Raw genomic sequence first — 23,526 nt, 5'->3', positions numbered from 1 at the left:
TAGATTTACGGTGTCAAATTATAGCGCGATCTCTGTGGTCGTCCTGATCGACAGCGGCGTCGGCGTCCCTTTCGCGGGCGTCGCGCCCGTCCTCGGCCGCGGCATCCCCGCGGAACCCCGGCGCCAGCACGGCCGTGGTGGGTGACGGCGCCGCAGCCATCCCGCGCGGAGTGGCGGCCGGTCGGCGCAGCAGAGCTTCGATGCGCGCCAGCCAGCGGTTGACCTCCTCGGTGGCTTCCCCCGGCGGCAGTTCGTCGCTGCGGCCCGCGTCGCTTGGCAGCCACAGATCGAGGGTGAAATCGGGGTGCGCCGCGTCATCGAACACCAGGCGCAACGCCACCCGCTGCTCGGCGGCGACAGCGTCGATGGCGCGGCGCGGCTCCGCGCGATGCACCCGGCCGACCACCTGCCCGTCGACGATCGCCTCGGCGCCCATCAGCTCGCCAAGGCTGTAGCGCAGACCCCAGGCGCCGCGGTCCCAGGCCACCGCCACCTGGTTGCTGGTGAAATTGAAGCCGATGCCGCGGCCGCGCCCGCGCGCCACCAGGAAGCCATGGGGCTCGCCCTTCAGGATGAGGGTCAGACCGCGCCGGACGCGGCGGCCCTCGTCGCCGTACCAGCGGACGATTCCCCCCGCCAGGGTGACGGCGACACCCGCCAGTCCGAGCAGCAGCGCAAGCCGGGTGACCTCGTTCATGCCGCGAACCTATGCCGACGCCTGAGTCGCCGCAAAGCCGCGGCGTTCAGATCTCCAGCTCGATGACCAACGGCACATGGTCTGACGGCTTGTCCCAGCCGCGAACGTCCTTGTGGATACTGACCCCCGACAGCAGGTCGGCCGCCTGTGGCGAGACCAGGGCGTGGTCGATGCGGATGCCGTTGTTCCGCTGCCAGGCGCCGGCCTGATAGTCCCAGAAGGTATAGGCGCCGGCCGCCCCGTCGGTCGCCAGGAAGGCGTCGGTGAGACCCAGATATTTCAGCGCCCGGAAGGCCTCGCGGGTCTGCGGGCGGAACAGCGCATCGCCTTCCCAGTTGGCCGGGAACTCCGCGTCGCGGGCTTCCGGGATCACATTGAAGTCGCCCGTCAGCACCAGCGGTTCCTCCAGCGCCAGCAGGTCTTGGGCGTGGCGGTTCAGCCGGTCCATCCAGGCCAGCTTGTAGGGATATTTCTCGGATTCCACGGGATTGCCGTTGGGCAGGTAGAGGCAGGCGACCCGCACCGGCGTCGGCCCGGAGACGACGGCCTCCAGATAGCGCGACTGCTCGTCTTCACCGGGGTCGGGCAGGCCGCGGCGGACATCCTCCAGGGGGGTCTTCGAGAGCAGGGCGACGCCATTGTAGGACTTCTGGCCGTGGACCGCGACGTTGTAGCCCAGCCGCTCGAAGGCCTCCGTCGGGAACTTCTCATCGACACACTTGATCTCCTGCAGGCAGGCGACGTCCGGCTGGGCGGATTCGAACCAGCGCAGCACGGTCTCCAGCCGGGCGTTGACCGAGTTGACGTTCCAGGTGGCGATGCGCATCGAGAAATTCCCAAACCAGGCCGCTCGCTCCGGCGCCGGCCAGGACGAGCAGGGCTATTTCGCAGGCGCCGCCTTCTTTGTCAGCTTCAACGGCAGCATAGCGCCCTGGCTCCAGCTGCCCTCCAGGATCTTGCCGTCGGCCGACAGCCTGGCCTTGAGTTCACCGCCGGCCTGCAGAAACAGCGCGCTGAACTCGCCGCCGTCGGTCTTCACGGCCGCGGCCGTCAGGCTCGCCCCCTGGTCGAGACTGTCGAGCACGGCGACCGTCTCGCCGTCCGCCAATGTCACATGCAGCACCAGACGCAGGGTCCGGCCGCCGGCGAAGAGGGCGCCTTCCCAGTCGCCGACATAGGCCTGCGCGGGCTGGGCCGCGGCCGGGCCGGCGAGGATCAGCGCCGCGGCGAGCGCGACGCCGGTGGGCCAGGCGTTGGCGATGAGCTTCATGCGGCGATCCTTCCCGGGTTTCGAGGATAACAGCCCCGGCCCAGGGCGCCGGCAAGTGAACCTTCTGTCAGATGGAAAAACTGACGCCGCAGCCGCAACTGGTCTTGGCGTTGGGATTGCGGATGCGGAACTCGGCGCCGGCGAGCTCGTCGACGTAGTCGATCTCAGAGCCCTTGAGCAGCACCAGGGACATTTCGTCCACCAGGGCCGCGGCCCCGTCGCATTCAATGCGCAGGTCGTCGGGCTGGGCCGCCTCGACCAGATCGAACTGGTACTGGAAGCCGGAGCAGCCGCCGCCCTCGACCGCCACGCGCAGCATCACCGGACGCCCCTCGGCCTTGCCGATGGCGTGGAGACGTTGCGCGGCGGAGGCGCTGAGGGTGAGGTCGCTTGAGGTCATGATGCTTAGAAGAATGAAACGCCTGGACTATATGAGGGGTTAAGGGGCTTTGACCAAGGGGCGACCCCGCAGATGGATTTGATGGCCGCCACGATCCCGCCCCGCGCCGTGTACGCCGAAGACCCAGCCAGGTCGCACGGGCGAAAGGTCGCCGAGCCGGAGAGCGCCACCCGCACGCCCTTCGCCCGTGACCGCGACAGGATCATCCACTGTTCGGCGTTTCGAAGGCTGAAAGAGAAGACCCAGGTTTTCGTGGCCCACGAGGGCGACCATTTCCGCACCCGGCTGACCCACAGTCTCGAGGTCGCCCAGATCGCCCGCTCGCTGGCCACGGCCCTGGGCCTGGACGCTGACCTCGCCGAGACCATCGCGCTCGCCCACGACCTGGGCCACCCGCCGTTCGGCCACGCCGGCGAGGATGAGCTTCAGGTGCAGATGGCCGGGTTCGGCGGCTACGACCACAATGTTCAGACCTTCCGCGTGGACACCAAGCTGGAGCGCCGCTACCCACGATTCGAGGGGCTGAACCTGACCTGGGAGACGATGGAAGGGGTGATAAATCACAACTGCCCGGTTGTCGACAATCTAGAGAAGCCCTCCTGGAGCGCCATCGCGGAGTTCGACGCCGACTACGGGCTTCGGCTGGATACCTGGGCCTCGGCGGAAGCCCAGGTGGCGGCGCTGGCCGACGACATCGCCTACAACAATCACGACGTGGACGACGGCGTTCAGGCCGCGCTGTTCGGGCTGGACGAACTGCGCGTCGTGCCGCTGATCGGGCCGCACGTCGACAGCGCGTCGCGCGACTACCCCGGCTGTGATGCGGGAATACTGCGGCTCGAGGCCGTGCGCCGGATGATCGGGGCGATGGTCGATGACGTGCTTGCCGAGACCCGGCGACGGGCGGCGGCGACCGGCGTCGCAGGCCCCGAGGACGTGCGGAGGCTGGACCACGCGCTGGTGGCGTTCTCGCGCGACATGGCCGAGGACCTGTCGGCGCTGCGCGGCTTCCTGATGGAGCGCATGTACCGCCACTGGCGGGTCAACCGCACCCGCAGCCAGGCCCGCCGCATGCTGGCCGAGATGTTTCAGCTGTTCCTGGCCGAGCCCGACGTGCTGCCCGCCGAATGGTACGCCCGCGCCGAAGGCCGCGACGAGGCGGGCCGCGCCAGGCTGGTCTGCGACTATATCGCCGGCATGACCGACCGCTTCGCCATCGAGGAACACCGCAAGCTCTTCCACCTGGACTCGCTCAACTAGCGGAAGCGTCGCCCACAGAAATCGGTGGGCGATACGGACCGTGGACCCTCCGCAAGAGTAGACTGCGCTTCTAGCGCGCGATTCGGTCCGCCGGCCGCGCCTGTGCGGGAGCCCTTGAAATGTCGGATCACGAGCGCGGCGCCTACACGCCACCCACCGATGCGCCGCTGAGTTTCGACGCCCGCCAGCCGGTGCGCGGGACGCGGCCGATCCCCTTCACCCTGATCATCTCGATCCTGGTGTTGCTGGGGCTGGCGGCGGCGATTGTCGTCTTCTATCGCTCCGGCGTCCGCAAGGCGGAGCAACCGCCGCAGATGGTGGGGGCGCCGGTGACAAGCATGAAGGCGGTCGCCCCGCCGGAAGCCCAGCCCCAGGATCCCGCCGCGGGCCTGCAGATCTATCACAGTGAAGCCGGCGCGAGCCCGGCGATTCCGCCGAAATTCACCCCGCCGCCGGAGCAGCCGCAGACCCGGCCGGGTCTGCCGCCGCCGCCGACGGTGGTGGTGACCCCGCCCGCGGCAGCCCCCGTGACCGCGCCGGCTCCGACGCTGCGGCCTTCCATCCCCTCGCAGCCGCCGGCGACCGCACCCGTGGCCAAGGCGTCCCCGCCGGCGCCAAAGGTCGCCGCGAAGCCTCCGGCTGCCCCGGTCGCCAAGGCCGCACCGGAACCTGCCGCCAAACCCGCCGCGGTTACCTCAGGGGGAGCCGGGGTGCAGATCGGCGCCTTTTCGTCCCAGGCGCTCGCCGACAAGGGCTGGAACGACGCCGCCGCCGTCGCGCCCGGCGTCTCGGCCGGCAAGGGCAAGAGCGTCGAGAAGATCGACAAGGACGGCAAGACCCTGTTTCGCACCACGGTCACCGGCTTTTCCAGCCGCGCCGACGCCGCGGCGTTCTGCGACAGGCTGAAGGCCGCCGGGAAAGCCTGCTTCGTCAAGTGAGCGCGCGGTTCGCATGAGTATTGGGGCGGCCATACTGGGCTGTTCGGGCCTTGAGCTGACCGCGCGCGAGCAGGCGTTCTTTCGCGCAGCAAAGCCCTGGGGGTTCATTCTCTTCGGCCGCAATGTGGCGAGCCCCGATCAGGTGCGGGGTCTGGTGAGCGCGCTGCGGGACACCGTCGGCCGCGCCGATGCGCCGGTGCTGATCGACCAGGAAGGCGGGCGTGTGCAGCGGCTGGGCCCGCCGCACTGGGGCCGCTTTCCGCCGGGCCGGGCCTACGGCGACCTGGCCGGCAATGACCCGCTGCTGAGGCGCGAGATCACCCGGCTGGGCGCGCGACTGATGGCCCACGACCTGGCGGCGCTGGGGATCAATGTCGACTGCGTGCCGGTGCTGGACGTGCCGGACCCCGCCGGCCACGAGATCATTGGCGACCGCGCCTACGGCCGGACCCCGGACGAGGTGGCGCTGCTGGGCCGCGCCGCCGCCGAGGGCTTGATCGCCGGCGGCGTGCTGCCGGTGGTCAAGCACATCCCCGGCCATGGACGCGCCCGGTCTGACAGCCATCACGACCTGCCGGTGGTGGACGCCTGCCTGGCCGACCTCGACGCTCGCGATTTCGCCCCGTTCCGGGTGCTCTCCGACATGCCCATGGCGATGACCGCCCATGTGATCTATTCGGCGATCGATCCGAAGCGTCCCGCCACCACCTCCCGCAGCGTCATGCGGCGCGTGGTGCGCGGCGCCATCGGCTTCGACGGGCTGGTGATGAGCGACGACCTTTCCATGAAGGCGTTGACCGGTGACTTCATCGACCGGGCTCGGGCCAGCCGGGCGGCCGGCTGCGACGTGGTCCTGCACTGTAACGGCGACGCGCTCGAGATGGAGGCTGTGGTCGAGGGCGCTGGCGCGCTGTCAGGCCGCGCGGCGCAACGGGCCAGGGCGGCGCTGGCCCGCATCGCCAGGGCGCCGGAGCCGTTCGACCTCGCCGAGGGCCGGGCGCGCTTCGACGCCGCGTTCGAGGGACGGTTCGCCCTATGAGCCAGGGCTTTCAACCGAATCTGGATTTCGCCGCCGCGGCTCACGCGGCCGAGGACGGCGAGGCGCTGATCATCGACCTGGAGGGCTATGAAGGCCCGCTGCATGTGCTGTTGGCGCTGGCGCGGGGCCAGAAGGTCGACCTGTTGCAGCTCAGCATCCTGAAGCTCGCAGAGCAGTACCTGGCCTTCGTCCAGCAGGCGCGGCGCGCGCAGTTCTCGCTGGCCGCCGACTATCTGGTGATGGCCGCCTGGCTGGCCTATCTGAAGTCGCGCCTGCTGCTGCCCAGGGCCGAGCAGCCGCGCGCCGATGAGGCGCCGGCCGAGGAGGTCGCCGCCCGGCTGGCGTACCGGCTGGCCAAGCTTGACGCCATGCGCCAGGCCGTCGAGGCGCTGAAGGCGCTGCCGCAACTCGGTCGTGACGTGTTCGCGCGCGGCGATCCGCAAGCCATGACCGTGATCCCGTCGGGCCGGATCGAGGGCGACCTCTATAGCCTGATGAGCGCCTATATCGGCCAACGGACCAGGGAAGCCAGCCGCCGCTACATGCCGGCCGCGTCCACCGCCTATCCGTTGGAGGCGGCGCGCGATCGCCTACGCGGTCTGCTGCCGGAACTCGGCCGCTGGACGCCGCTGACCGGCGTCGCGCCGCTGGAGACCGGCGAGTCCGGGCCGAGCCGTGCGTCCTACGTCGCCTCGACGCTCTCCGCCGGCCTGGAGCTGGTCCGGGAAGGCGCGCTGGAGGCCCGCCAGCTCGAAGCGTTCGCCGACATCTATCTGCGGTCGCGCGCCGCCCGCCGGGCCCCATGAGCGACCCCGCCGACACCCAGCGCGAGGTCGAGGCGCTGCTGTTCGCCGCCGCCGGCCCGCTCAGCCTGGCCGATCTCGCCAAGCGACTGACCGAAGGCGCCGACGTGGCGGGGGCCATCGCGACACTGCAAGGCCGCTATGCCGGTCGGGGCGTGGAGCTGGTCTGCGTGGCCGAGCGCTGGCGGTTCCAGACGGCGGCCGACCTGGCCTGGCTGATGACCGATGTGCGCGGAGAGGCCCGCAGGCTCTCCAAGGCGGCCCAGGAGACCTTGGCGATCATCGCCTACCACCAGCCGGTGACCCGCGCCGAGATCGAGGCGGTGCGTGGCGTGCAGGCCAGCCGCGGCACGCTCGACGTCCTGCTGGAACTGGGCCTGGTGCGGATGCGCGGCCGTCGGCGCACGCCCGGCCGGCCGATCACCTACGGGTCCACCGACGCCTTCCTCGAGCACTATGGCCTGGCCAGCCTCGGCGATCTGCCCGGCGCCGTGGAGATGCGCGCGGCGGGCCTGCTGTCGCTGGACCTACCGGCCGACTTCGCCGTGCCTGACCCTGGCGCGCTGTCGCCCGACGAGGATCCGCTGGACGCCGGCGACGCCCCGGAATTCCACACCGACTTCCTCGGCGAGGAAACGGGGTAGCTGCACCGGATTGTCGCGTGGCGTGGCGCGCGCGGACAGACTATATAGCGCCATGACGATGTCGCCGTTGCGCGACGGCTTAGGAGTTTCGACGCCATGGGCGCGCTTTCCATCTGGCACATTCTGGCCGTCGTGGTCGTGGTCGCGCTGCTGTTCGGCGGGCGCGGGCGGATCAGTGGAATCATGGGCGACACCGCCAAGGGCATCAAGGCGTTCCGCGAGGGCCTGAAGGGCGAGGAAGAGGCGCACGAGGAAGAGCCGGCCAAGCCGCTGCCGAAGACCCGCGCCAGCACCAAGGCCAAGGGCTGATCCGGCCGGCCGCGCGGTCCGGTTCCACCCCGCCCGAAACCACGCTAAGGCACGGCCATGTTTCCTGAAGGTCGTCTGCTCGAAATCATGCTCGCCGGAATCGTGGCGTTGATCGTGGTGGGTCCCAAGGACCTGCCCGTGCTGCTGCGCAAGCTCGGCCAGTTCATGGCCAGGGTGCGCGCCATGGCCGCCGAATTCCGCGCCAGCTTCGACGAAATGGCCCGCCAATCCGAACTCGACGAACTGCGCAAGGAGGTCGAGGCCATGCGCCAGGGCCAGTTCGGCGATGTCGCCGGCTCACCCGAGATGACCCAGACCTTCGATGAGATCAGCCAGGGCCTCACCGACGTCGGCGTCCAGCTGAACCAGCCGGTGAGCTATCCCTATGCGGCGACCGAGACGGGCGTGCAGATGCAGCCGCTGGCGAAGACCCGCCAACCCCGCGCGAAGAAAGCCACCGCCCAGGCGCCTGCCGCCAAGCCCGTGGCGCGAAAGACCGCTAAGGCTAAGCCCACGCCCGTCGCCAAACCCACAGCCTCGAAGCCGGCCGCCAAACCGGCCGCCCGGGCCCGCAAGTCCGCGAAGACAGACGCATGAGCGACGCGCCTGACGACGAGATCGAGGCCTCCCGCGCGCCGCTGCTGGATCACCTGGTCGAGCTTCGCAAGCGCCTGATCATCTGCGTGATCGCGCTGTTCATCGGCTTTATCGTCTGCTTCGTCTTCTCAACCCAGATCTTCACGCTGCTGCTGCATCCCTTCAATGTGGCCTCGGGGCTCCTGGCCGTTCGCGCCCAGGAGGCGAAGGGCGGCGGGGGCTTCGACGTCGTGGCTGCGCTCACCGGCGCGAGGAACATGTTCCTGGTGTTGGCCGGGCTGCGGGACGCCCCGCCGGCCCCCGGCAACGTCACCCACCTCGTGTTCACCGCCCCGCTGGAATTCTTCTTCACCAAGGTGAAACTCGCGGCCCTGGGCGGTGTCGCCCTGACGTTCCCGGTCCTGGCCCAGCAGGTCTACGCCTTCGTGGCGCCGGGCCTCTACAAGCGCGAGCGCCGCGCTTTCCTGCCGTTCCTGATCGCCTCGCCGGTGCTCTTCGGGCTGGGCGCGGCGATGGTCTACTTCATGATCCTGCCGTTCGTACTTTGGTTCGCCGCGTCGCAGCAGATCGTTGAGGTGAGCGGCATTTCGGTGAACCTGCTGCCCAAGGTCTCCGAATACTTCGACCTGGTGACGACCCTGCTGATGGCCTTTGGGCTGTGTTTCCAGTTGCCGGTGGTGCTCACCCTGCTGGGCATGGCGGGGCTGGTCACCTCGAAGATGCTGATGGCCGGCTGGCGCTACGCCGTGGTGGCGGTGGTCTTTGTGGCCGCGATCATCACGCCGCCCGATCCGATCAGCCAGACCCTGCTGTCGATCCCGATCATCGGGCTCTATTTCGTCTCCATCGGCTGCGTCTGGATCATCGAGCGACGCCGCAGGAAGGAAGACGACGCCCGCGACGTGGCGACGATTTGAGTTTCCTTGGCGCCCCTGCCGACGCGCTCTAGAGAGAGCCGCTTCCCTCCCACCTTGCGGCCGCCATGCACGATATCCGAGCCCTTCGCGAGACGCCCGAGCCCTACGTCAAAGGCTGGGACGCGAAAGGGCTGTCCGGAGCCGAACTGGTGGCGCGGATCCTCGACCTCGATGGCCGGTTGCGCGCCGCCCAGACCGCCTGGCAGTCGGCACAGGCTGAGCGCAACGACGCGTCCAAGCAGATCGGCGCCGCCAAGGCCGCCAGGGACGAGGCGCGGGCCGCGCGCCTGATGGCTCAGGTCGAGGCGCTGAAGGCCCGGCTGGACACCGAGAGCGAGGCCGAGCGGGTCGCGGGCCAGGCGCTGAACGACCTTTTGGCCGGGCTGCCGAACATTCCGGCGCCCGACGTGCCGGCCGGCAAGGACGAGCACGACAACATCGAGGTCCGCCGCTGGGGGACGCCGTTCGCGATCTCCAACCCGAAGGACCACGTCGACCTGGGCGAGGGCCTGGGGCTTCTGGATTTCGAGGCGGCGACGCGCATGAGCGGCGCGCGGTTCGTGGTGCTGAAGGGCGAATTGGCGCGGCTGGAGCGGGCGCTTGGCCAGTTCATGCTGGACTTCCAGACCACCGAGCATGGCTACACCGAGGTCTCGCCGCCGCTGCTGGTCAATGACGCTTCGGCCTATGGCACCGACAAGCTGCCGAAGTTCGCCGACGACCTCTTCCAGACCACCGACGGCCGCTGGCTGATCCCGACGGCGGAAGTGCCGCTGACCAGTCTGGTGATGGGCCAGATCGTCCCGCAGGACGACCTGCCGCTCCGCTACACCGCGCTGACGCCCTGCTTCCGCTCCGAAGCCGGCGCGTCGGGGCGCGACACGCGCGGGATGATCCGCCAGCACCAGTTCTACAAGGTCGAACTGGTCTCCATCGTCGAGCCCGAACAGTCCGAGGCCGAGCACGAGCGGATGGTCGGCTGCGCCGAGGCGATCCTCAAGCGGCTGGAGCTGCCGTTCCGCACCATGTTGCTCTGCACCGGCGACATGGGGTTCGGGGCGAAGAAGACCTACGACCTGGAGGTCTGGCTGCCGTCGGAAGGACGCTATCGCGAGATCAGCTCCTGCTCCAACTGCGGGGATTTTCAGGCCCGGCGCATGGACGCCCGCACCAAGGCGCCTGGGGAAAAGGGCGCGCGCTTCGTCCACACCCTGAACGGCTCGGGTCTTGCGGTCGGCCGCACCCTGGTGGCGCTGATGGAGAACTATCAGGACGAGGACGGCCGCATCGCCATTCCGCAGGCGCTGCATCCCTACCTGCCCGGCCTGACCCACATCGGGGGCAAGGCCGCTTGAGGATCCTGCTCACCAACGACGACGGGATCCATGCTGAGGGGCTGGCGGCGCTGGAGCGGATCGCGGCCTGCCTCTCCGACGATGTCTGGATCTGCGCACCGGAATACGAGCAGTCGGGCGCCGGGCGGGCGCTCACCCTGGCGGACCCGATCCGCGTGCGGCGACTGGACGCGCGGCGGTTTTCGACCACGGGCACGCCCACCGACTGCGTGCTGATGGGCCTCAACACCCTGGTCGAGGGCAAGCGGCCCGACCTGGTGCTGTCGGGCGTCAATCGCGGCGCGAACCTGGCCGAGGACGTGACCATGTCGGGCACGGTGGCCGGCGCCATCGAGGCCATGGCGTTGGGCGTGCCGGGCATCGCGCTATCGCAGATGGGATTCTATGAGCCGGACGCCAGCTACGCGCCGGCCGAAGCCTTCGCGCCGGGGATCATCAAGGCGTTGTTGGAGGCCGGCTGGGCCGACGACGTGGTGATGAACATCAACTTTCCGAACGGGGAGGTGGCGTCGATCACCGAGGTGGAGGTCACCCGGCAGGGCTTCCGCGACGCCCACATACGCCACGCCGAGAAGCGCACCGACCTGCGCGGCCGCGACTACTACTGGATGGGGTTCCGCCAGGAGCGGTCCAAGCCCGCCGAGGGTACGGACCTGCGCGCGCTCTACGAGGGCCGCATCTCGGTGACCCCGCTGCACATCGACCTGACCCACATGCCCAGCGTTCGTGCGCTGAAAGCGGTGCTGGGCGGCGTCCCGCCGAAGCTCTGACATGGCCAAGCTCCCGCACAAGGACACTCACGAGACGCAGCTGGCCCGCCTGATCCTGGCGCTGCGCTCGCAGGGCGTCACCGAGCCGGCGGTGCTGGGCGCCATCGAGACCACGCCCCGGCCGCTGTTCACCCAGGACCTGTTCAAGGACCGCGCTTTCGAGGACTCGGCCCTGCCGATCGCCTGCGGTCAGACCATCAGCCAGCCGTTCATCGTCGGCCTGATGACCCAGGCGCTGAGGGTCGACAAACGCGACCGGGTGCTGGAGATCGGCACCGGCTCAGGCTACCAGACGACGATTCTCTCCAAGCTCTCGCGGCTGGTCTATACGGTGGAGCGCTACCGCACCCTGATGCGCGACGCCGAAGAGCGCTTCAAGACGCTGGGTCTGACCAATGTGATCACCCGGTTTGGCGATGGCGGGGAAGGCTGGCCCGAACAGGCGCCCTTTGACCGCATTATGGTCACAGCCGCGGCGTCAGATGAACCCAAGGCCCTGCTGGCCCAGCTTAAGCCGGGGGGCGTGCTCGTCGCACCCATCGGCAAGGGGCCGGTGCAGAGCCTGCGGCGCTACACGGGTGACGGTAAGGGTGGGTTTGTGATCGAGGCCCTGACCGACGTCCGCTTCGTGCCGCTGCTCGATGGGGTGGCCAAGGAACTCTAACGAAGACGTGCTGACCCTCAGCCAGTTTGCGGGTTGGCGCGACGGGGGCGGTTAACTCATCATCAACCCTAACGCCCCGACTCATTCCACATCTTCTTCCGGAGCGGCGATGACGCAATTTCTCCAGCGATCGGCCCTGATGCTTCTGGCCACCAGCGCGCTCTGCGCCGGTCCCGCCGAGGCGCGCTCGCACCGCCACCACCATCATGCCGCCAAGCCTGTGGCCGCCAACGGCAAGGTCGTCGGCGTCGCCGGCGACCGCGGAGCCTATGTCGTCCGCAAGGGCGACACCCTGGAAAAGATCGCCGACAAGCTCGACACCACCGTCGAGGATCTGAAGGCGCTGAACGGGCTGAAATCCGCCGTGATTCAGCCGGGCGACGTGCTGCACGGCCCGCGCGCGGCCAAGAAGGCCTATGCGGTGGTCCGTGGGGACACGCTGTTCTCGATCGCCAAGCGGTTCCACGTGTCGATCGAGGACCTGCGCACCGCCAATGGCCTGTCGCTGAAGACCACGCTGCAGACCGGCCAGAAACTGCGTATTCCCGGCGCGGAGGGCGCGCCGCCGGCGGTCGAGACGCGGGACGATGGGGCGCCGGCCAAGGGCGCGCGCGGGCGTCACGCGACCGCGCCTGGCCCCGACGACGCCGCGGACCTGCCCGTCACGGGCGGTCGTAGTGTCACCGGCCGGCTGGTCAATATCGAGGGTCGCGGCGCACCCTACCGGGTCCGCAAGGGCGACACCCTGGAGAAGATCGCCCGCAAGCTGGATACCGACATCGACAGCCTGAAGGGCGACAATCATCTGAAGAGCTCGGCGCTGCGTCCCGGCCAGGTGCTGCGCGGTCCGGGCATCTCGGCCAAGGGCTATGTGGCGGGGCCGGGCGACACCCTGGCCCTGGTCGCTCAGCGTTTCGGCGTCAGCGTCGAACGCCTGCGCGCCGAGAACGGCCTGTCGCGCCGCACGCGCCTCAAGCCCGGCCAGAAACTGCGCCTGCCGTCCGGATATCGCGACCACGGACCCTTGCGCGCCGCCGAGCCCGGCGCGGTTGTCGAGCGTCCCTCGCGGAGCTATCCGCGCCCGGCGGAGCCACCGCGCGACGAGGCGATCACCACCCAGCGCGCGTCCGACCTGCCGTCGCACCCGCAACCCTATCAGCCGTCCGGATCCCCCCAGCGGATCTACGTCCCGCCGGCGGTCGTGCCGGGGTCAACGCCTGCGCCCAGCGACGCCCAGGTCTCGCAGCTGGGCAAGGGCCGCTTCAGCTGGCCGATCCGCGGTGATCTGATCTCCGAGTTCGGCCCCAGGGACGGCGGCCAGCGCAACGACGGTATCAATATCCGCGCCGACAGCGGCGCGGCCGTGCGCTCGGCGGCCGACGGCGACGTGGTCTATGCTGGCGACCAGGTGCCGGGCTTCGGCAACCTGGTGCTGGTCAAGCACGCCGACGGCTGGGTCACGGCCTATGGCCACCTCAGTCACGTCGATGTGAAGATGCAGCAGAAGGTCGTGCAGGGTCAGCAGATCGGCCAGGCCGGCGTCTCGGGCGGAGTCTCCGAGCCGCAACTGCACTTCGAGGTCCGCTACGCCCCCAACCCCCTGGAACGCGCCCGCCCTGTCGACCCGAAATTGGTGCTGCCGAGGTAGGGGGACCGCCTACAGCGGCAGGGTCTTGCCCAGTTCCCCCGCCAGGTCGCGGATGAATTGCCAGGCGACGCGGCCGGAGCGGGCGCCGCGCAACTGGGCCCATTGCAGGGCGCGGCGCTCCAGGTCCGGCGCCTTCAGCCGATAGCGTTTGGCATAGCCCTTCACCGCCTCCAGATAGGTCGGCTGGTCCATGGGCGGGAAGCCGATCCACAGGCCGAAGCGGTCGGAGACACTGACCTCCTCCTCGGTGTCCTCGGCCAGCGCGATCAGGCCGCGACCCTCCGCGTGGCCGCTTTTTTCCCCGTGGGATCTGGGCATCAGGTGGCGGCGGTTGGAGGTGGCGACGAACAGCACATTGGCCGGCGGTCCCGAGACCCCGCCCTCCAGCGCCGACTTCAACGCCTTGGCGGCGGCCGCGCCCTCCTCGAAGGACAGATCGTCGCAGAGCACCACAAACCGCTGCGGCCGTGCGCGCAGGCGGTCGAACAGGCCGGGCAGCGCGGTCACCTGGTCGCGGTCGACCTCCACCAGCTTGAGCTCGGGCGTCTCAGTCGCCACGGCCATGAAGGCGGCCTTGGCCAGCGAGCTCTTGCCGGTCCCGCGAACGCCCCAGAGCAGGGCGTGATTGCAGGGCAGGCCGCCGGCGAACCGGCGCAGGTTCTCGACAAACCGCTCTTTCTGCCGGTCGATTCCCACCAGGGCGGCCAGCGGCAGGGGATAGTCCGGAGCGGGATGGAAGACGCCGCTGGCCGGATCATGGCGGAACAGTCGCGCGGCCGAAAACGCCGGCTCCGGCGGTCGCGCGGGCGCCAGGCGCTCCAGGGCCTCGGCGATCCGCCCCAGCACAGGCTCAAGCTCATGGGTCATCGCCGCGACGCTTAAACCCTGACCTGGGTGCGTTCCATTGCAAATCGGGGTCGCAACGCATAGCTTCCGCCGACTTCGAGCGGGGGCCTTCAGAAAGGCCCGCGTCCGCGCCCATTTCCGGAGAGGCCATGTTCGCCACCCCAGCCTATGCCCAAGCCGCCGGCGCCGCCGCGCCTCAAGGGGAGATCGCCAGTTTCCTGTCGGGACCGATCGGCTCGATCCTGCCGCTGGTGGCCCTGGTCGTGCTGTTCTATTTCCTGATGATCCGCCCGCAGCAGCGGCGCGCGAAGGATCACCAGGCGACCCTTGGCGCGATCAAGCGCGGCGATACCGTGGTGCTGTCGTCGGGAGTCCTGGGCAAGGTCGTCCGGGTCGAAGAGACCGAGGTCGGCGTGGAGATCGCCACGGGGGTCACCATCAAGGTGCGCAAGGGCATGATCGCCGAGGTCCAGACCCGCGGCGCCCCGGCCCCGGCCAACGACTCCAAGACCTGAGGCCCAAGCCCCCGCCATGATGAATCTCGCCCGCTGGAAGGTGGTCCTCGTCGTCCTGGCGACGGTCCTGGGCCTCCTGTTCACGCTGCCGAACCTGTTGCCCGCCAAAGTGCGCGACGGCCTGCCGGCGTTCATGCCGAAGAACACGCTGAAGCTCGGCCTCGACCTGCAGGGCGGCTCCTATCTGCTCTATTCGGTGGACACGGTGGCGCTGCGCAACGAGCGGCTGAACAACCTGGCCGAGGATGTGCGGTCTTCGTTGCGGGAAAAGGACATCGCCTTCACCGATCTGGCGGTGGTGGGCGGCGAGATCGGCGTGCGGATCACCGACCCCGGCCAGTTCGACGCCGCCGCGAGCTTGCTTCGCAGCTCCGTGGGCGGCGCGCTGCCGGGCGCGGCCGGCGGCCGCGAGACGCAGGTTTCCACCGCACCAGACCAGCGGCTGCGCGTGGCCTTCGTCGCCGACGCCTTCGACGCGGAGGTCTCCCGCGCCGTCGAGCAGTCGATCGAGATCATCCGCCGGCGCATCGACCAGATGGGCACCAAGGAGCCGGACATCGCCCGCCAGGGCAAGGACCGCATCGTCATCCAGGCGGCCGGCGAAAGCGATCCCGAGCGGCTGAAGAATGTCATCGGCCAGACCGCCAAACTGACCTTCCAGATGGTCGACGAGGAGGCCTCGCCGCAGGAGGCCGCCGCCGGCCGCATTCCGCCGGGCGACGAAGTGCTGCCCTCCACCGACGGATTCACGGGGAGCTACGTCGTCAAGAAGCGCTCGGTGGTCACCGGCGAGATGCTGACCAACGCCCAGCCGGGCTTCGACCAGAACGGCGGCGGCTCGCTGGTGTCGTTCCGCTTCAACGGCATCGGCGCGCGGCGGTTCGGTGACGTCACCCGCCAGAACCTCGGCAAGCGGTTCGCCATCGTTCTCGACCGGAAGGTCATTTCGGCGCCGGTCATCCAGTCGGCGATCACCGGCGGCTCGGGCCAGATCACCGGGCACTTCACCGCCGAAAGCGCCAATGACCTGTCGGTGCTGCTGCGCGCCGGCGCCCTGCCGGCGCCGCTGAAAGTCGAGGAACAGCGCACCGTCGGCGCCGAGCTGGGCGCCGACGCCGTGCAGGCCGGCGCCACCTCGGCCATCGTCGGCCTGGTGGCCACCATGGTGTTCATGCTGCTGATCTATGGCGGCCTGTTCGGCGGCATCTCGCTGATCGCCCTGGCGGTCAACGCTTTGATGATCATCGGGGTGATGAGCTTCACCCAGGCGACGTTGACGCTTCCGGGCATCGCCGGCCTGATCCTGACGCTGGCCGTGGCGGTGGACGCCAACGTGCTGATCTATGAGCGGATGCGCGACGAACTGCGCGCCGGCCGCACCCTGATCGCCTCGATGGAGGCGGGCTTCGCGCGCGCCTGGGGGACCATCTTCGACGCCAACATGACCCACATTTTCTCGGCGGCGATCATGTTCAGCCTGGGCTCCGGGCCGGTGAAGGGCTTTGCCTGGACCCTGTTCTTCGGCGTTCTGACCACCGTGTTCTCGGCGGTCCTCGTCACCCAAGTGCTTCTGGCCTGGTGGTTCCGCGCCACCCGCCCGAAGACCCTGCCGATCGCCTGAGGGACCGCGCCCATGAAATTCTGGCCCCTGATCAAGGTTCTTCCGGTCCGCACGCACTTTCGCTTCGTGCGCCTGTCGCGGCTGTTCGCGACGCTTTCGATCATCGCGGTGATCGGCTCGCTGGCCTTGACCCTCTATCCGTTTACCCCGCCGTGCGGGGGCCTGGCCTGCGGCATCGACTTCAAGGGCGGCACGGTGCTGGAGATCACCACCGCGCCCAAGGCGGTCGACCTGGCCCGCGCCCGCGCTGCGCTGGGTGGCATGGGCATCGGTGACGTCCAGGTGGTGGGCTTCGGGGCGCCCTCCTCGGCAATGGTCCGGTTCCAGGTCGCCCCCGGCGCCGACGCCAGCGCCACGGTGACCCGCGTCGAGCAGCGGCTCACCCAGACCCTGGGCGCGGTCCGCTTCGTGCGCACCGACCTGGTCGGGCCAAAGGTTTCCAGCGAGCTGTTCGGCAAGGGCCTGCTGGGCCTCGGCCTGGCGATCCTGGCGATGCTGCTCTACATCTGGTTCCGCTTCGAGCTCCAGTTCGGCCTGGGCGCGGTGGCCGCCCTGTTCCACGACGTCTTCCTGACGTTCGGCATGATCGCCATCCTGCGGATCGAATTCGACCTGCGCGCGGTGGCCGCGATCCTGACGATCATCGGCTATTCGATGAACGACACCGTCGTGGTGTTCGACCGGTTCCGCGAGAATCTGCGCAAATACAAGCGCATGCCGGTGGGCGAGGTGATCGACATGTCGATCAACGAGATGCTGACCCGGACCATCATCACCAGCATGACCGCGGTGCTGGCCCTGGTGGCCCTGGCGGTGTTCGGCGGGCCCTCGCTCTACGGCCTATCGGTGATCATGCTGTTCGGCATCGGTATCGGCACCTATTCCTCGATCTATATCGCAGCCCCGGTGATCCTGCTGTGGGGCGTCAAGCGCGCCGACGAGGACGCCGAGCCGCTGAAGCCCGCCACCGTCCGCTAGGGCGCCAGCCGCATGTCCCGCGACGCGCCTTCCATCGACGCCTTCGGCGCAGGCGGGTTCCGGCTCTCGGGCGACTGGCATGCGGGCTCGCTGCTGATCGTCAGCGACGTGGCCCGGCCCTGGCCGGTCACCGACCTAGCCCAGCTGAGCGTGGCCGCGCTGGAACCGGTGTTCGCCGCCGGCCGGGCCGAGGTCGAGTTCCTGCTGCTGGGCGTGGGGTCCCGCAACGCCCAGCCGTCGCGGGCGATCCGCGAGGCCCTGCTGGCGGCCGGCCTGGGCCTGGAGTTCATGGACACCGCGGCCGCGGCCCGGCTCTACAATGTGCTGACCTCGGAAGGCCGCCGGCTGGCCGCGGCGCTGATCGCCGTCTGATGTGGTTTCCGCGCGCGCGGAAAGGACCTATACCAGCGGTTCAGGGCAGGAATCGCGAGGGCAAGACCATGGCCGGACTACTTTCCAACTTCCGCAACACCTTCATCGTCGGCCTGGTTCTGGCCGGGGTGATGATCTGGGCCTATTCGCAGGGTCCGCAAGGGGCCGGCGAGGTCTTCTTCGTGGCCGTTTTCCGCTGGATGCATGTGGTCTTCGGCATCCTGTGGATCGGCCTGCTCTATTATTTCAATTTCGTGCAGATCCGGGTGATGCCGGCGGTGCCCGCCGAGCTGAAGCCTGGGGTCACCAAATATATCGCGCCCGAGGCGCTGTTCTGGTTTCGCTGGTCGGCGCTGGCGACGGTGATCATGGGCCTGGCGATCGCCGGGGGCCGCCACTACCTCGTCCAGACCCTGTCGTTCGGCCTGGCGGGCGGGGCCGATCCGGCCAGCCACAAGCAGTACGCCCTGTTGGGACTGGGTATGTGGCTGGGGATTATCATGATGCTCAACGTCTGGGGCATCATCTGGCCGAACCAGAAGCGCGCGCTGGGCCTCGTCGAGGCCGATGCCGACACCAAGGCCAAATCGGCCAGGATGGCGATGCTGGGCTCGCGCACCAACCTGCTGCTGTCGCTGCCGATGCTGGTCGCCATGACCATGTCGCAGACGATCTTCGGCTGATCGCGACGAAACGTGTTGCGAAGGCCCGCCTGAACCGGCGGGCCTTTTCATGAGCGCGACCGTTTCATCAGCGTCTGCCCCGATGGCGCCTTTCCGTCCATGAGCTCGATCGGCGACGAGGCGTCCGCCATGGACACCGGGGACCTGGACGCCCTGGTGCGTCGGATCGACCCGGACCGCTGGCTGTCCAGCCGGTTCATCGGCGATCCGGCCGCGCGCGCCGACGTCATCGCGCTCTACGCCTTCGACAACGAGCTGGCCCGCGCGCCCAGGGTCGCCTCCAACGCCCTGCTGGGGGAAATCCGGCTGACCTGGTGGCGCGAGGCGCTGGACGAGATCTTCGAAGGACGGCCGGTGCGGCGCCACCCCACCGCCCAGGCCCTGGCCCAGGCGGTGGCGCGCCACGGTCTCGACCGGACCCAGCTGGAGACCCTGATCGACGCCCGCTACCGCGAACTCGACGCGGCCGCGATGAGCGAGGCCGAGGCGCTGGACTGGGCGCGCGATACCGGCGGCGTGTGCGCCCAGCTGGCCGCGCGGATTCTCGACCCTGCGACGGAAGCGAAGATGGCGCTGGCCGGCGGCTCGGCCTGGGCGCTGGGCAAGCGGCTGGCCGATACCCCTGAGCTTCGCCCGACGTTCCTGAAGGTGATCCACGCCGCGCGCAGCGCCTGTCGGGGGCTCAGCTTGGCGGCTTTCCCCGCCGTTGCCCACGCCGCGCTGGCGGGCCGGCCGTCAACCCACGACCTCGCGCGGCGCCTGCGGCTCACCCTGAGCGTGGCCCGAGGACGTATCTGAGCCGCTCCAGGCGTCGAGGTCGGCCAGCGCGCGTTCGCCCATTAGCCGCTTCTTCGCCCGGCCGCGCTCTTTGTGCGGCAGGCGTTTGCCGTCGGGGCCGTGCCTGGGGCCCTCCAGTGGCGGCAGGAGGCCATAGTTGATGTTCATCGGCTGGAACGAGCCCCCAATTCCGACATGGGGGCCGCCGTTCAGATGCCCGCCGGTGATGTGGCCGATCAGGGCGCCCAGGGCCGTGGTCGGTGGCGGAAGCGTCACGGCCTTGCCCAGGCGCTCGGCCGCGGCGAAGCGGCCGGCCAGCAGGCCGATGGCGGCGCTTTCAACATAGCCCTCGACGCCGGTCACCTGGCCGGCAAACCGCAGGCGCGGATCAGCCTTCAGCCGCAGCGAACCGTCCAGCAGGCGAGGGCTGTTCAGGAACGTGTTGCGGTGCAGGCCGCCCAGCCGGGCGAACACCGCCTTTTCCAGTCCGGGAATCATCCGGAACACCTCGGCCTGGGCGGCGTGCTTCAGCTTGGTCTGGAAGCCCACCATGTTCCACAGGGTGCCCAGAGCATTGTCCTGCCTGAGCTGGACCACTGCCCAGGCCTTGGTCTGCGGGTCATGCTCGTTGGTCAGGCCGACCGGCTTCATCGGCCCGTGGCGCAGGGTCTCGCGGCCGCGCTCGGCCATCACCTCGATTGGCAGGCAGCCGTCGAAATAGGGGACGTGCTCCCAATCCTTGAACTCTGACTTGGGGCCGGCCAGGAGCGCGTCGATGAAGGCTTCGTAGCGCGCCTTGTCCATTGGGCAGTTGATGTAGGCGGCGGCGTCCCCGCCGGGACCTTCCTTGTCGTAGCGCGATTGGCGCCAGGCCACCCCCATGTCGACGCTCTCGAGGTGCACGATGGGGGCGATGGCGTCGAAGAACGAAAGCTCGCCCTCGCCGGTCAGCTCCAGGATGGCGGCCGACAGGGCCGGGGAGGTGAGGGGGCCGGTGGCGACGATCACGCTCGACCAGTTGGCGGGCGGCAGGCCGGCGATCTCCTCACGCGCGATGGTCACCAGGCGATGGGCCTCCAGCCGTTGGGTGACGGCCTGGGCGAACCCGTCACGGTCCACCGCCAGCGCCCCGCCGGCGGGCACCTGGTGGGCGTCGCCGCAGGACAGGATGATGGAGTCCAGGCGCCGCATCTCCGCATGCAGCAGGCCGACGGCGTTGGCGGTCCAGTCGTCGGCCCGGAAGGAGTTGGAACAGACCAGTTCGGCCAGCTGGTCGGTGTGATGGGCGTCGGTGCCGCGCACCGGTCGCATCTCGTGCAGCACCACCGGCACGCCAGCCCTGGCGATCTGCCAGGCGGCCTCTGAGCCCGCGAGGCCGCCGCCCACCACGTGCACCGGCTGGGCGTTCACAGGATCGGAAGAAATTGCGCGCGTCATGCGTGGCGAACTAGCAACGATCCGCCGAGATTGCGAGCGGGCCCTTGCACGCGACGGGGCCCGGTCGCACCTTGTATCCGAAGGGGAGGCCGACTCGTTCCTGTGAGGTCACGTCGGGCCTTCGTAGTCGAGTTGGGTCTGGGATCGAAAATGTCGGCGTTCAATCCCTTAGATGCCGCGTTGGAAGGGTTCCGCATCACGCGGGAGAATCCGCGGGCCTTCGGCGTCTGGGTCGGGGTCTCGCTGCTGATCAGCGTGCTCGGCGCCATCGTCACGGTGCTGATGCCCGCCGAGGTGCGCCATGGCCTGGAGACCCTGCGCGCCGACGAGACGCCGGACGCGGCAAAGCTCATCGACGCCCTGATCGCCGTCGCCCCGATCCTGGTCCTGGGCCTGGCGGTCCAGTGCATCATGGCCGCGGCCGTCTATCGGCTGATCCTGCGCCACGACGACACCCCGTTCGGCTATCTGCGGCTGGGCGCCGACGAGCTTCGGCTCATGGCGCTGACGCTGATCTATGTCGTCCTGATCATCGGCCTGCTGGTCGGCGTGACCCTGGGCGCGGCGATGATCGCCGGGCTGGCGGCCATCGGTGGCCAGGGGGCGGCGATCTTCCTGGGCGGGGTGGCGGAGTTGTTCTCGCTGGGTCTGGTGGTCTTCGTGTTGGTGCGGCTGTCGCTGGCGCCGGTGGCGACGTTCGCCGAGCGGCGGCTGGCGGTGTTCGAATCCTGGTCGCTGACCCGGGGGCATTTCTGGCGGCTGTTCGGCGCCTATGCCCTGGCGCTGGCCTGTATCGCCGTGGTCGGGTTCCTGGCCCTGGTGGTGTTCACCGGCGTGGCCGGTGTGGTGTTGCTGATGACCGGCCGGCAACTCTCAGATCTTGCCGCGATCTTCTCGCCCGACGAGACCTCGTTCCGCACCTATTTCAACCTCGGCCTGATCGCCTACATGCTGATCGGCAGCGTGTTCAGCGCGCTCTACTATGCCGTGATCGCCGCCCCCGGTGCGGTCGCCTACCGGCACCTGCACGGCGTCCCGCCCGGCCAGCCGCTGACGGCCCAGACCGAGGCCGGCTGATCGCCCGCAACCCGATGAGCAGGTTCTCGCCAGGCGACGCGGCGCTGGAGGGGTTTCAGGTGATCGCCCGACATTGGCGGGTGGTGGTCGGCTGGGCGGCCTTCAACCTCCTGGCCATGGTCGCCATGGTCACAACGACGGTGATCGTCCTGGTGTCGTTCGCCACTGTGGGCGGGGCCAGCCTTCGACCCCAGCTCGCCGGTCAGGTGAGCGGCGCCATCGCGGCCCTGGGCTATGGCCTGACGCAGGTGGTCATCGTGACCGGGCTCTACCGGTTGATGCTGCGTCCGACGGAGCCCGGGTTTCTGCACCTGCGGCTGGGTCGCACAGAGCTCAGGGTGTTTGTGGGCTTTCTGGCGCCGGCGGTGGCGCTCGCGCCTCTGGCCTTCGCCGTTACGCTCGGGGTAGGCGCCGTGGGCGAGCGGTCCCTGCCGCTGGCGATGCTGTGCGCCGCCGTCGGGATGGTCCTGGTGCTCGGCGTGGCTTTGCGGTTCGCCTTGGTTCCGGTGATCGGCTTCGTCGAGGGCGGCGTGCCGATGGCGCCCGCCTGGCGGCTCAGCCGGGGAAACGCCTGGCTCCTGCTGGGCATGGCGCTGCTGGTTGCGAGCCTGCTGGCGGTGATCGGCGCGGCGATCTGGCTGGCGCTGTTTGTCCTGGGCGGCCTTCTGACCGGCTTCGATGACCTGGGGCTGTCTGGCGCTGAGAGCCTGGTCGCCCATCCGGGCCGCTACGCCCTGCAGATCGTCGCCGAACTGGCGCTCGCGCCGGTGTTCCTGGTGATCGCCCAGGCGCCGTTCGTCGCGGTCTACCGGGCGCTCAGGGACCCCGACTAGGCGGTCGCGCTCGGCCGGGCCGAGGCGCGATCGCGCCAGGCTTTCAGATTCGCATGCTCCGGCTCCAGAGGCAGGCCGATCCAACCGGCGAAGTCGAGGGTGGTCAACAGGCAGATGTCAGCCATCGAATAGGTCTCGCCGGTCAGCCAGGTTCGACCCTCCAGCTCGCGGTCCAGATACTTCTGCGCGCCCTTGAAGGTCTCGGTGTTGCTTTCCCCGAAGTCCTTGAACTGGGTCAGCAGCGCCGCCGTGCGCGGGTGGGCGTGGCGCCAGAAGTTGCCCACCGGGGTCATCGTCGTGAACTCGACGCGCCGCACCCACATGTCGACCAGGGCCTTTTCCACCGGCGTCGTCCCGAACATCGGCGGCTGCGGCTGCACCTCGTCGAAGTACCGGCAGATGGCCACGGTCTCGGCGATCACCGTGCCGTCGTCGAGCTCCAGGGCCGGCACCTGGCCCAGCGTGTTCTTGGCGCGGAACTCCGGCGACTTGTGCTCGCGTTTCATCATGTCGATCCGCGTCTCCGGCAGATCGATACCCTTCTCCGCCAGGAAGATGCGCACGCGGCGCGGATTGGGGGCGGGGTTCGGCGCGCCGTAGAGGATCATTCCGGGGTCTTTCATTTCCCTCCCCTTTATGGGGAGGGTGGCTGGAGCGAAGCGACAGCCGGGTGAGGAGACCTGCGCCTAATCCCCGCCTTTAAGCGCCGCCATGATGGAGTAAATCACGCCATCAAGGTTTTGGCGAACGGCGCTGTTCCAGAACCGCAGGACGCGAAAGCCTTCGCGTCGCAGGACGTCGTCACGGACTGCGTCATGGGCCGCTTGAGCGGCTTCACTGTGATGCCCACCATCGACTTCGATCACCAGCCGACGAGCCAGGCAGGCGAAGTCGAGGTAGTCGCCTCGAATGGGGACCTGCCGGCGGATATGAAAGCCCTGGCTTCTCAACGTCTTCAGCCGCGACCAGAGGATTATTTCCGGTTCGGTCATCGCGTTGCGCAGGTCGCGAGCGCGAAGAGCTTTCTGTGTGTGGGCGGTCATTGGTCTGCCCACCCGTCCCGCGCAAGCGCGGGA

28 protein-coding genes are annotated in these 23,526 nt (G+C 69.1%); 20 read left to right on the top strand and 8 right to left on the bottom strand.

Features of this window, described 5'->3' with window-relative positions; all coding sequences use genetic code 11:
* Positions 1 to 13: 13 nt before the first annotated feature.
* From RMN86_RS07650 to erpA, 4 genes are all read right to left on the bottom strand, one after another.
* Entirely contained in the window at positions 14 to 697 is a 684-nt protein-coding gene (locus RMN86_RS07650; protein WP_309605240.1) for a hypothetical protein, read from the bottom strand.
* Between the two features lie 46 nt (positions 698 to 743).
* Positions 744 to 1,523: an exodeoxyribonuclease III gene (xth, locus tag RMN86_RS07645; protein ID WP_309605239.1), complete on the bottom strand. Its 780-nt coding sequence runs from the start codon at positions 1,521 to 1,523 to the stop codon at positions 744 to 746.
* Between the two features lie 54 nt (positions 1,524 to 1,577).
* Positions 1,578 to 1,967, bottom strand: a complete 390-nt coding sequence (locus tag RMN86_RS07640; protein ID WP_309605238.1) for a hypothetical protein — start codon at positions 1,965 to 1,967, stop codon at positions 1,578 to 1,580.
* A gap of 67 nt (positions 1,968 to 2,034) precedes the next feature.
* Entirely contained in the window at positions 2,035 to 2,367 is a 333-nt protein-coding gene (gene erpA / locus RMN86_RS07635; RefSeq protein WP_309605237.1) for an iron-sulfur cluster insertion protein ErpA, read from the bottom strand.
* A gap of 81 nt (positions 2,368 to 2,448) precedes the next feature.
* Between erpA and RMN86_RS07630 the strand changes: the two genes are divergently transcribed.
* From RMN86_RS07630 to RMN86_RS07575, 12 genes are all read left to right on the top strand, one after another.
* Entirely contained in the window at positions 2,449 to 3,627 is a 1,179-nt protein-coding gene (locus RMN86_RS07630) for a deoxyguanosinetriphosphate triphosphohydrolase (protein ID WP_309605236.1), read from the top strand.
* A gap of 119 nt (positions 3,628 to 3,746) precedes the next feature.
* A complete protein-coding gene (locus tag RMN86_RS07625) occupies positions 3,747 to 4,565 on the top strand; it encodes an SPOR domain-containing protein (protein WP_309605235.1) in 819 nt (272 codons plus the stop codon).
* Positions 4,566 to 4,578: 13 nt separating this feature from the next.
* A complete protein-coding gene (nagZ, locus tag RMN86_RS07620; protein ID WP_309605234.1) occupies positions 4,579 to 5,604 on the top strand; it encodes a beta-N-acetylhexosaminidase in 1,026 nt (341 codons plus the stop codon).
* Positions 5,601 to 6,410, top strand: a complete 810-nt coding sequence (locus tag RMN86_RS07615) for a ScpA family protein (protein ID WP_309605233.1) — start codon at positions 5,601 to 5,603, stop codon at positions 6,408 to 6,410. Before nagZ ends, RMN86_RS07615 begins: the two co-directional genes overlap by 4 nt.
* Positions 6,407 to 7,051 (top strand): SMC-Scp complex subunit ScpB, encoded by a 645-nt coding sequence (gene scpB, locus RMN86_RS07610; protein ID WP_309605232.1) that lies wholly within the window; start codon positions 6,407 to 6,409, stop codon positions 7,049 to 7,051. The genes RMN86_RS07615 and scpB overlap by 4 nt, the downstream gene beginning before the upstream one ends.
* A gap of 96 nt (positions 7,052 to 7,147) precedes the next feature.
* Positions 7,148 to 7,360 (top strand): twin-arginine translocase TatA/TatE family subunit, encoded by a 213-nt coding sequence (locus RMN86_RS07605; RefSeq protein WP_309605231.1) that lies wholly within the window; start codon positions 7,148 to 7,150, stop codon positions 7,358 to 7,360.
* A gap of 87 nt (positions 7,361 to 7,447) precedes the next feature.
* Positions 7,448 to 7,957 carry a Sec-independent protein translocase protein TatB gene (tatB, locus tag RMN86_RS07600; RefSeq protein WP_309605230.1) on the top strand — a complete coding sequence of 170 codons (510 nt, stop codon included), beginning with the start codon at positions 7,448 to 7,450 and terminating at the stop codon, positions 7,955 to 7,957.
* Entirely contained in the window at positions 7,954 to 8,874 is a 921-nt protein-coding gene (tatC, locus tag RMN86_RS07595) for a twin-arginine translocase subunit TatC (protein WP_309605229.1), read from the top strand. Before tatB ends, tatC begins: the two co-directional genes overlap by 4 nt.
* Before the next feature lie 65 nt (positions 8,875 to 8,939).
* Complete coding sequence (gene serS, locus RMN86_RS07590; RefSeq protein WP_309605228.1) at positions 8,940 to 10,229, top strand: serine--tRNA ligase; 1,290 nt, start codon at positions 8,940 to 8,942, stop codon at positions 10,227 to 10,229.
* Complete coding sequence (gene surE, locus RMN86_RS07585; protein WP_309605227.1) at positions 10,226 to 10,999, top strand: 5'/3'-nucleotidase SurE; 774 nt, start codon at positions 10,226 to 10,228, stop codon at positions 10,997 to 10,999. Before serS ends, surE begins: the two co-directional genes overlap by 4 nt.
* Position 11,000: 1 nt before the next feature.
* A complete protein-coding gene (locus tag RMN86_RS07580; RefSeq protein WP_309605226.1) occupies positions 11,001 to 11,663 on the top strand; it encodes a protein-L-isoaspartate(D-aspartate) O-methyltransferase in 663 nt (220 codons plus the stop codon).
* 109 nt (positions 11,664 to 11,772) lie between these two features.
* The gene (locus RMN86_RS07575) at positions 11,773 to 13,311 is read left to right on the top strand and encodes a LysM peptidoglycan-binding domain-containing protein (RefSeq protein ID WP_309605225.1); all 1,539 of its coding nucleotides are present in this window, start codon (positions 11,773 to 11,775) and stop codon (positions 13,309 to 13,311) included.
* A 9-nt stretch (positions 13,312 to 13,320) separates the two neighbouring features.
* Here the strand turns inward: RMN86_RS07575 and RMN86_RS07570 are convergent, their stop codons facing one another.
* Positions 13,321 to 14,178, bottom strand: a complete 858-nt coding sequence (locus RMN86_RS07570; RefSeq protein ID WP_309605224.1) for an ATP-binding protein — start codon at positions 14,176 to 14,178, stop codon at positions 13,321 to 13,323.
* 128 nt (positions 14,179 to 14,306) lie between these two features.
* On the opposite strand from RMN86_RS07570, the gene yajC reads away from it, so the two are divergent.
* From yajC to RMN86_RS07540, 6 genes are all read left to right on the top strand, one after another.
* Positions 14,307 to 14,672: a preprotein translocase subunit YajC gene (yajC, locus tag RMN86_RS07565; RefSeq protein WP_309605223.1), complete on the top strand. Its 366-nt coding sequence runs from the start codon at positions 14,307 to 14,309 to the stop codon at positions 14,670 to 14,672.
* A gap of 16 nt (positions 14,673 to 14,688) precedes the next feature.
* On the top strand, positions 14,689 to 16,293 hold the full coding sequence (gene secD, locus RMN86_RS07560) for a protein translocase subunit SecD (RefSeq protein ID WP_309605222.1): 1,605 nt from the start codon (positions 14,689 to 14,691) through the stop codon (positions 16,291 to 16,293).
* A gap of 12 nt (positions 16,294 to 16,305) precedes the next feature.
* The gene (secF, locus tag RMN86_RS07555) at positions 16,306 to 17,271 is read left to right on the top strand and encodes a protein translocase subunit SecF (RefSeq protein WP_309605221.1); all 966 of its coding nucleotides are present in this window, start codon (positions 16,306 to 16,308) and stop codon (positions 17,269 to 17,271) included.
* A 12-nt stretch (positions 17,272 to 17,283) separates the two neighbouring features.
* Positions 17,284 to 17,643 carry an Mth938-like domain-containing protein gene (locus RMN86_RS07550; RefSeq protein ID WP_309605220.1) on the top strand — a complete coding sequence of 120 codons (360 nt, stop codon included), beginning with the start codon at positions 17,284 to 17,286 and terminating at the stop codon, positions 17,641 to 17,643.
* Positions 17,644 to 17,711: 68 nt separating this feature from the next.
* Complete coding sequence (locus tag RMN86_RS07545; RefSeq protein WP_309605219.1) at positions 17,712 to 18,326, top strand: urate hydroxylase PuuD; 615 nt, start codon at positions 17,712 to 17,714, stop codon at positions 18,324 to 18,326.
* Between the two features lie 99 nt (positions 18,327 to 18,425).
* Positions 18,426 to 19,124, top strand: a complete 699-nt coding sequence (locus tag RMN86_RS07540) for a squalene/phytoene synthase family protein (protein ID WP_309605218.1) — start codon at positions 18,426 to 18,428, stop codon at positions 19,122 to 19,124.
* Here RMN86_RS07540 and trmFO read toward each other — a convergent pair.
* A complete protein-coding gene (gene trmFO, locus RMN86_RS07535) occupies positions 19,062 to 20,540 on the bottom strand; it encodes a methylenetetrahydrofolate--tRNA-(uracil(54)-C(5))-methyltransferase (FADH(2)-oxidizing) TrmFO (protein WP_309605217.1) in 1,479 nt (492 codons plus the stop codon). The two genes, RMN86_RS07540 and trmFO, sit on opposite strands and share 63 nt — an antisense overlap.
* Before the next feature lie 150 nt (positions 20,541 to 20,690).
* On the opposite strand from trmFO, the gene RMN86_RS07530 reads away from it, so the two are divergent.
* Together RMN86_RS07530 and RMN86_RS07525 are read left to right on the top strand one after the other, a co-directional pair.
* On the top strand, positions 20,691 to 21,617 hold the full coding sequence (locus tag RMN86_RS07530) for a hypothetical protein (RefSeq protein ID WP_309605216.1): 927 nt from the start codon (positions 20,691 to 20,693) through the stop codon (positions 21,615 to 21,617).
* 14 nt (positions 21,618 to 21,631) lie between these two features.
* Complete coding sequence (locus RMN86_RS07525; RefSeq protein ID WP_309605215.1) at positions 21,632 to 22,450, top strand: hypothetical protein; 819 nt, start codon at positions 21,632 to 21,634, stop codon at positions 22,448 to 22,450.
* On the opposite strand, the gene RMN86_RS07520 is transcribed toward RMN86_RS07525, so the two are convergent.
* Positions 22,447 to 23,073, bottom strand: a complete 627-nt coding sequence (locus tag RMN86_RS07520) for a glutathione S-transferase family protein (protein ID WP_309605214.1) — start codon at positions 23,071 to 23,073, stop codon at positions 22,447 to 22,449. The two genes, RMN86_RS07525 and RMN86_RS07520, sit on opposite strands and share 4 nt — an antisense overlap.
* A gap of 63 nt (positions 23,074 to 23,136) precedes the next feature.
* Positions 23,137 to 23,493: a DUF559 domain-containing protein gene (locus tag RMN86_RS07515; RefSeq protein ID WP_309605213.1), complete on the bottom strand. Its 357-nt coding sequence runs from the start codon at positions 23,491 to 23,493 to the stop codon at positions 23,137 to 23,139.
* Positions 23,494 to 23,526 lie beyond the last annotated feature (33 nt).

This window comes from Phenylobacterium sp. (genome assembly GCF_031360265.1).
Classification (GTDB): Bacteria; Pseudomonadota; Alphaproteobacteria; order Caulobacterales; family Caulobacteraceae; genus Phenylobacterium.
Note: the sequence above shows the minus strand (reverse complement) of the source record. Positions and strands in the feature narration are given on the sequence as shown.

Coding starts and splice junctions, on each gene's coding strand:
- RMN86_RS07575 (WP_309605225.1), top strand. CDS start 11,773: ATGACGCAATTTCTCCAGCGATCGGCCCTGATGCTTCTGGCCACCAGC.
- RMN86_RS07550 (WP_309605220.1), top strand. CDS start 17,284: ATGTCCCGCGACGCGCCTTCCATCGACGCCTTCGGCGCAGGCGGGTTC.
- RMN86_RS07615 (WP_309605233.1), top strand. CDS start 5,601: ATGAGCCAGGGCTTTCAACCGAATCTGGATTTCGCCGCCGCGGCTCAC.
- RMN86_RS07625 (WP_309605235.1), top strand. CDS start 3,747: ATGTCGGATCACGAGCGCGGCGCCTACACGCCACCCACCGATGCGCCG.
- RMN86_RS07650 (WP_309605240.1), bottom strand. CDS start 697: ATGAACGAGGTCACCCGGCTTGCGCTGCTGCTCGGACTGGCGGGTGTC.
- RMN86_RS07640 (WP_309605238.1), bottom strand. CDS start 1,967: ATGAAGCTCATCGCCAACGCCTGGCCCACCGGCGTCGCGCTCGCCGCG.
- RMN86_RS07540 (WP_309605218.1), top strand. CDS start 18,426: ATGAGCTCGATCGGCGACGAGGCGTCCGCCATGGACACCGGGGACCTG.
- yajC (WP_309605223.1), top strand. CDS start 14,307: ATGTTCGCCACCCCAGCCTATGCCCAAGCCGCCGGCGCCGCCGCGCCT.
- RMN86_RS07570 (WP_309605224.1), bottom strand. CDS start 14,178: ATGACCCATGAGCTTGAGCCTGTGCTGGGGCGGATCGCCGAGGCCCTG.
- RMN86_RS07545 (WP_309605219.1), top strand. CDS start 17,712: ATGGCCGGACTACTTTCCAACTTCCGCAACACCTTCATCGTCGGCCTG.
- RMN86_RS07605 (WP_309605231.1), top strand. CDS start 7,148: ATGGGCGCGCTTTCCATCTGGCACATTCTGGCCGTCGTGGTCGTGGTC.
- secF (WP_309605221.1), top strand. CDS start 16,306: ATGAAATTCTGGCCCCTGATCAAGGTTCTTCCGGTCCGCACGCACTTT.
- erpA (WP_309605237.1), bottom strand. CDS start 2,367: ATGACCTCAAGCGACCTCACCCTCAGCGCCTCCGCCGCGCAACGTCTC.
- tatC (WP_309605229.1), top strand. CDS start 7,954: ATGAGCGACGCGCCTGACGACGAGATCGAGGCCTCCCGCGCGCCGCTG.
- nagZ (WP_309605234.1), top strand. CDS start 4,579: ATGAGTATTGGGGCGGCCATACTGGGCTGTTCGGGCCTTGAGCTGACC.
- RMN86_RS07525 (WP_309605215.1), top strand. CDS start 21,632: ATGAGCAGGTTCTCGCCAGGCGACGCGGCGCTGGAGGGGTTTCAGGTG.
- secD (WP_309605222.1), top strand. CDS start 14,689: ATGATGAATCTCGCCCGCTGGAAGGTGGTCCTCGTCGTCCTGGCGACG.
- trmFO (WP_309605217.1), bottom strand. CDS start 20,540: ATGACGCGCGCAATTTCTTCCGATCCTGTGAACGCCCAGCCGGTGCAC.
- RMN86_RS07630 (WP_309605236.1), top strand. CDS start 2,449: ATGGCCGCCACGATCCCGCCCCGCGCCGTGTACGCCGAAGACCCAGCC.
- RMN86_RS07520 (WP_309605214.1), bottom strand. CDS start 23,073: ATGAAAGACCCCGGAATGATCCTCTACGGCGCGCCGAACCCCGCCCCC.
- serS (WP_309605228.1), top strand. CDS start 8,940: ATGCACGATATCCGAGCCCTTCGCGAGACGCCCGAGCCCTACGTCAAA.
- RMN86_RS07530 (WP_309605216.1), top strand. CDS start 20,691: ATGTCGGCGTTCAATCCCTTAGATGCCGCGTTGGAAGGGTTCCGCATC.
- RMN86_RS07515 (WP_309605213.1), bottom strand. CDS start 23,493: ATGACCGCCCACACACAGAAAGCTCTTCGCGCTCGCGACCTGCGCAAC.
- xth (WP_309605239.1), bottom strand. CDS start 1,523: ATGCGCATCGCCACCTGGAACGTCAACTCGGTCAACGCCCGGCTGGAG.
- RMN86_RS07580 (WP_309605226.1), top strand. CDS start 11,001: ATGGCCAAGCTCCCGCACAAGGACACTCACGAGACGCAGCTGGCCCGC.
- tatB (WP_309605230.1), top strand. CDS start 7,448: ATGCTCGCCGGAATCGTGGCGTTGATCGTGGTGGGTCCCAAGGACCTG.
- scpB (WP_309605232.1), top strand. CDS start 6,407: ATGAGCGACCCCGCCGACACCCAGCGCGAGGTCGAGGCGCTGCTGTTC.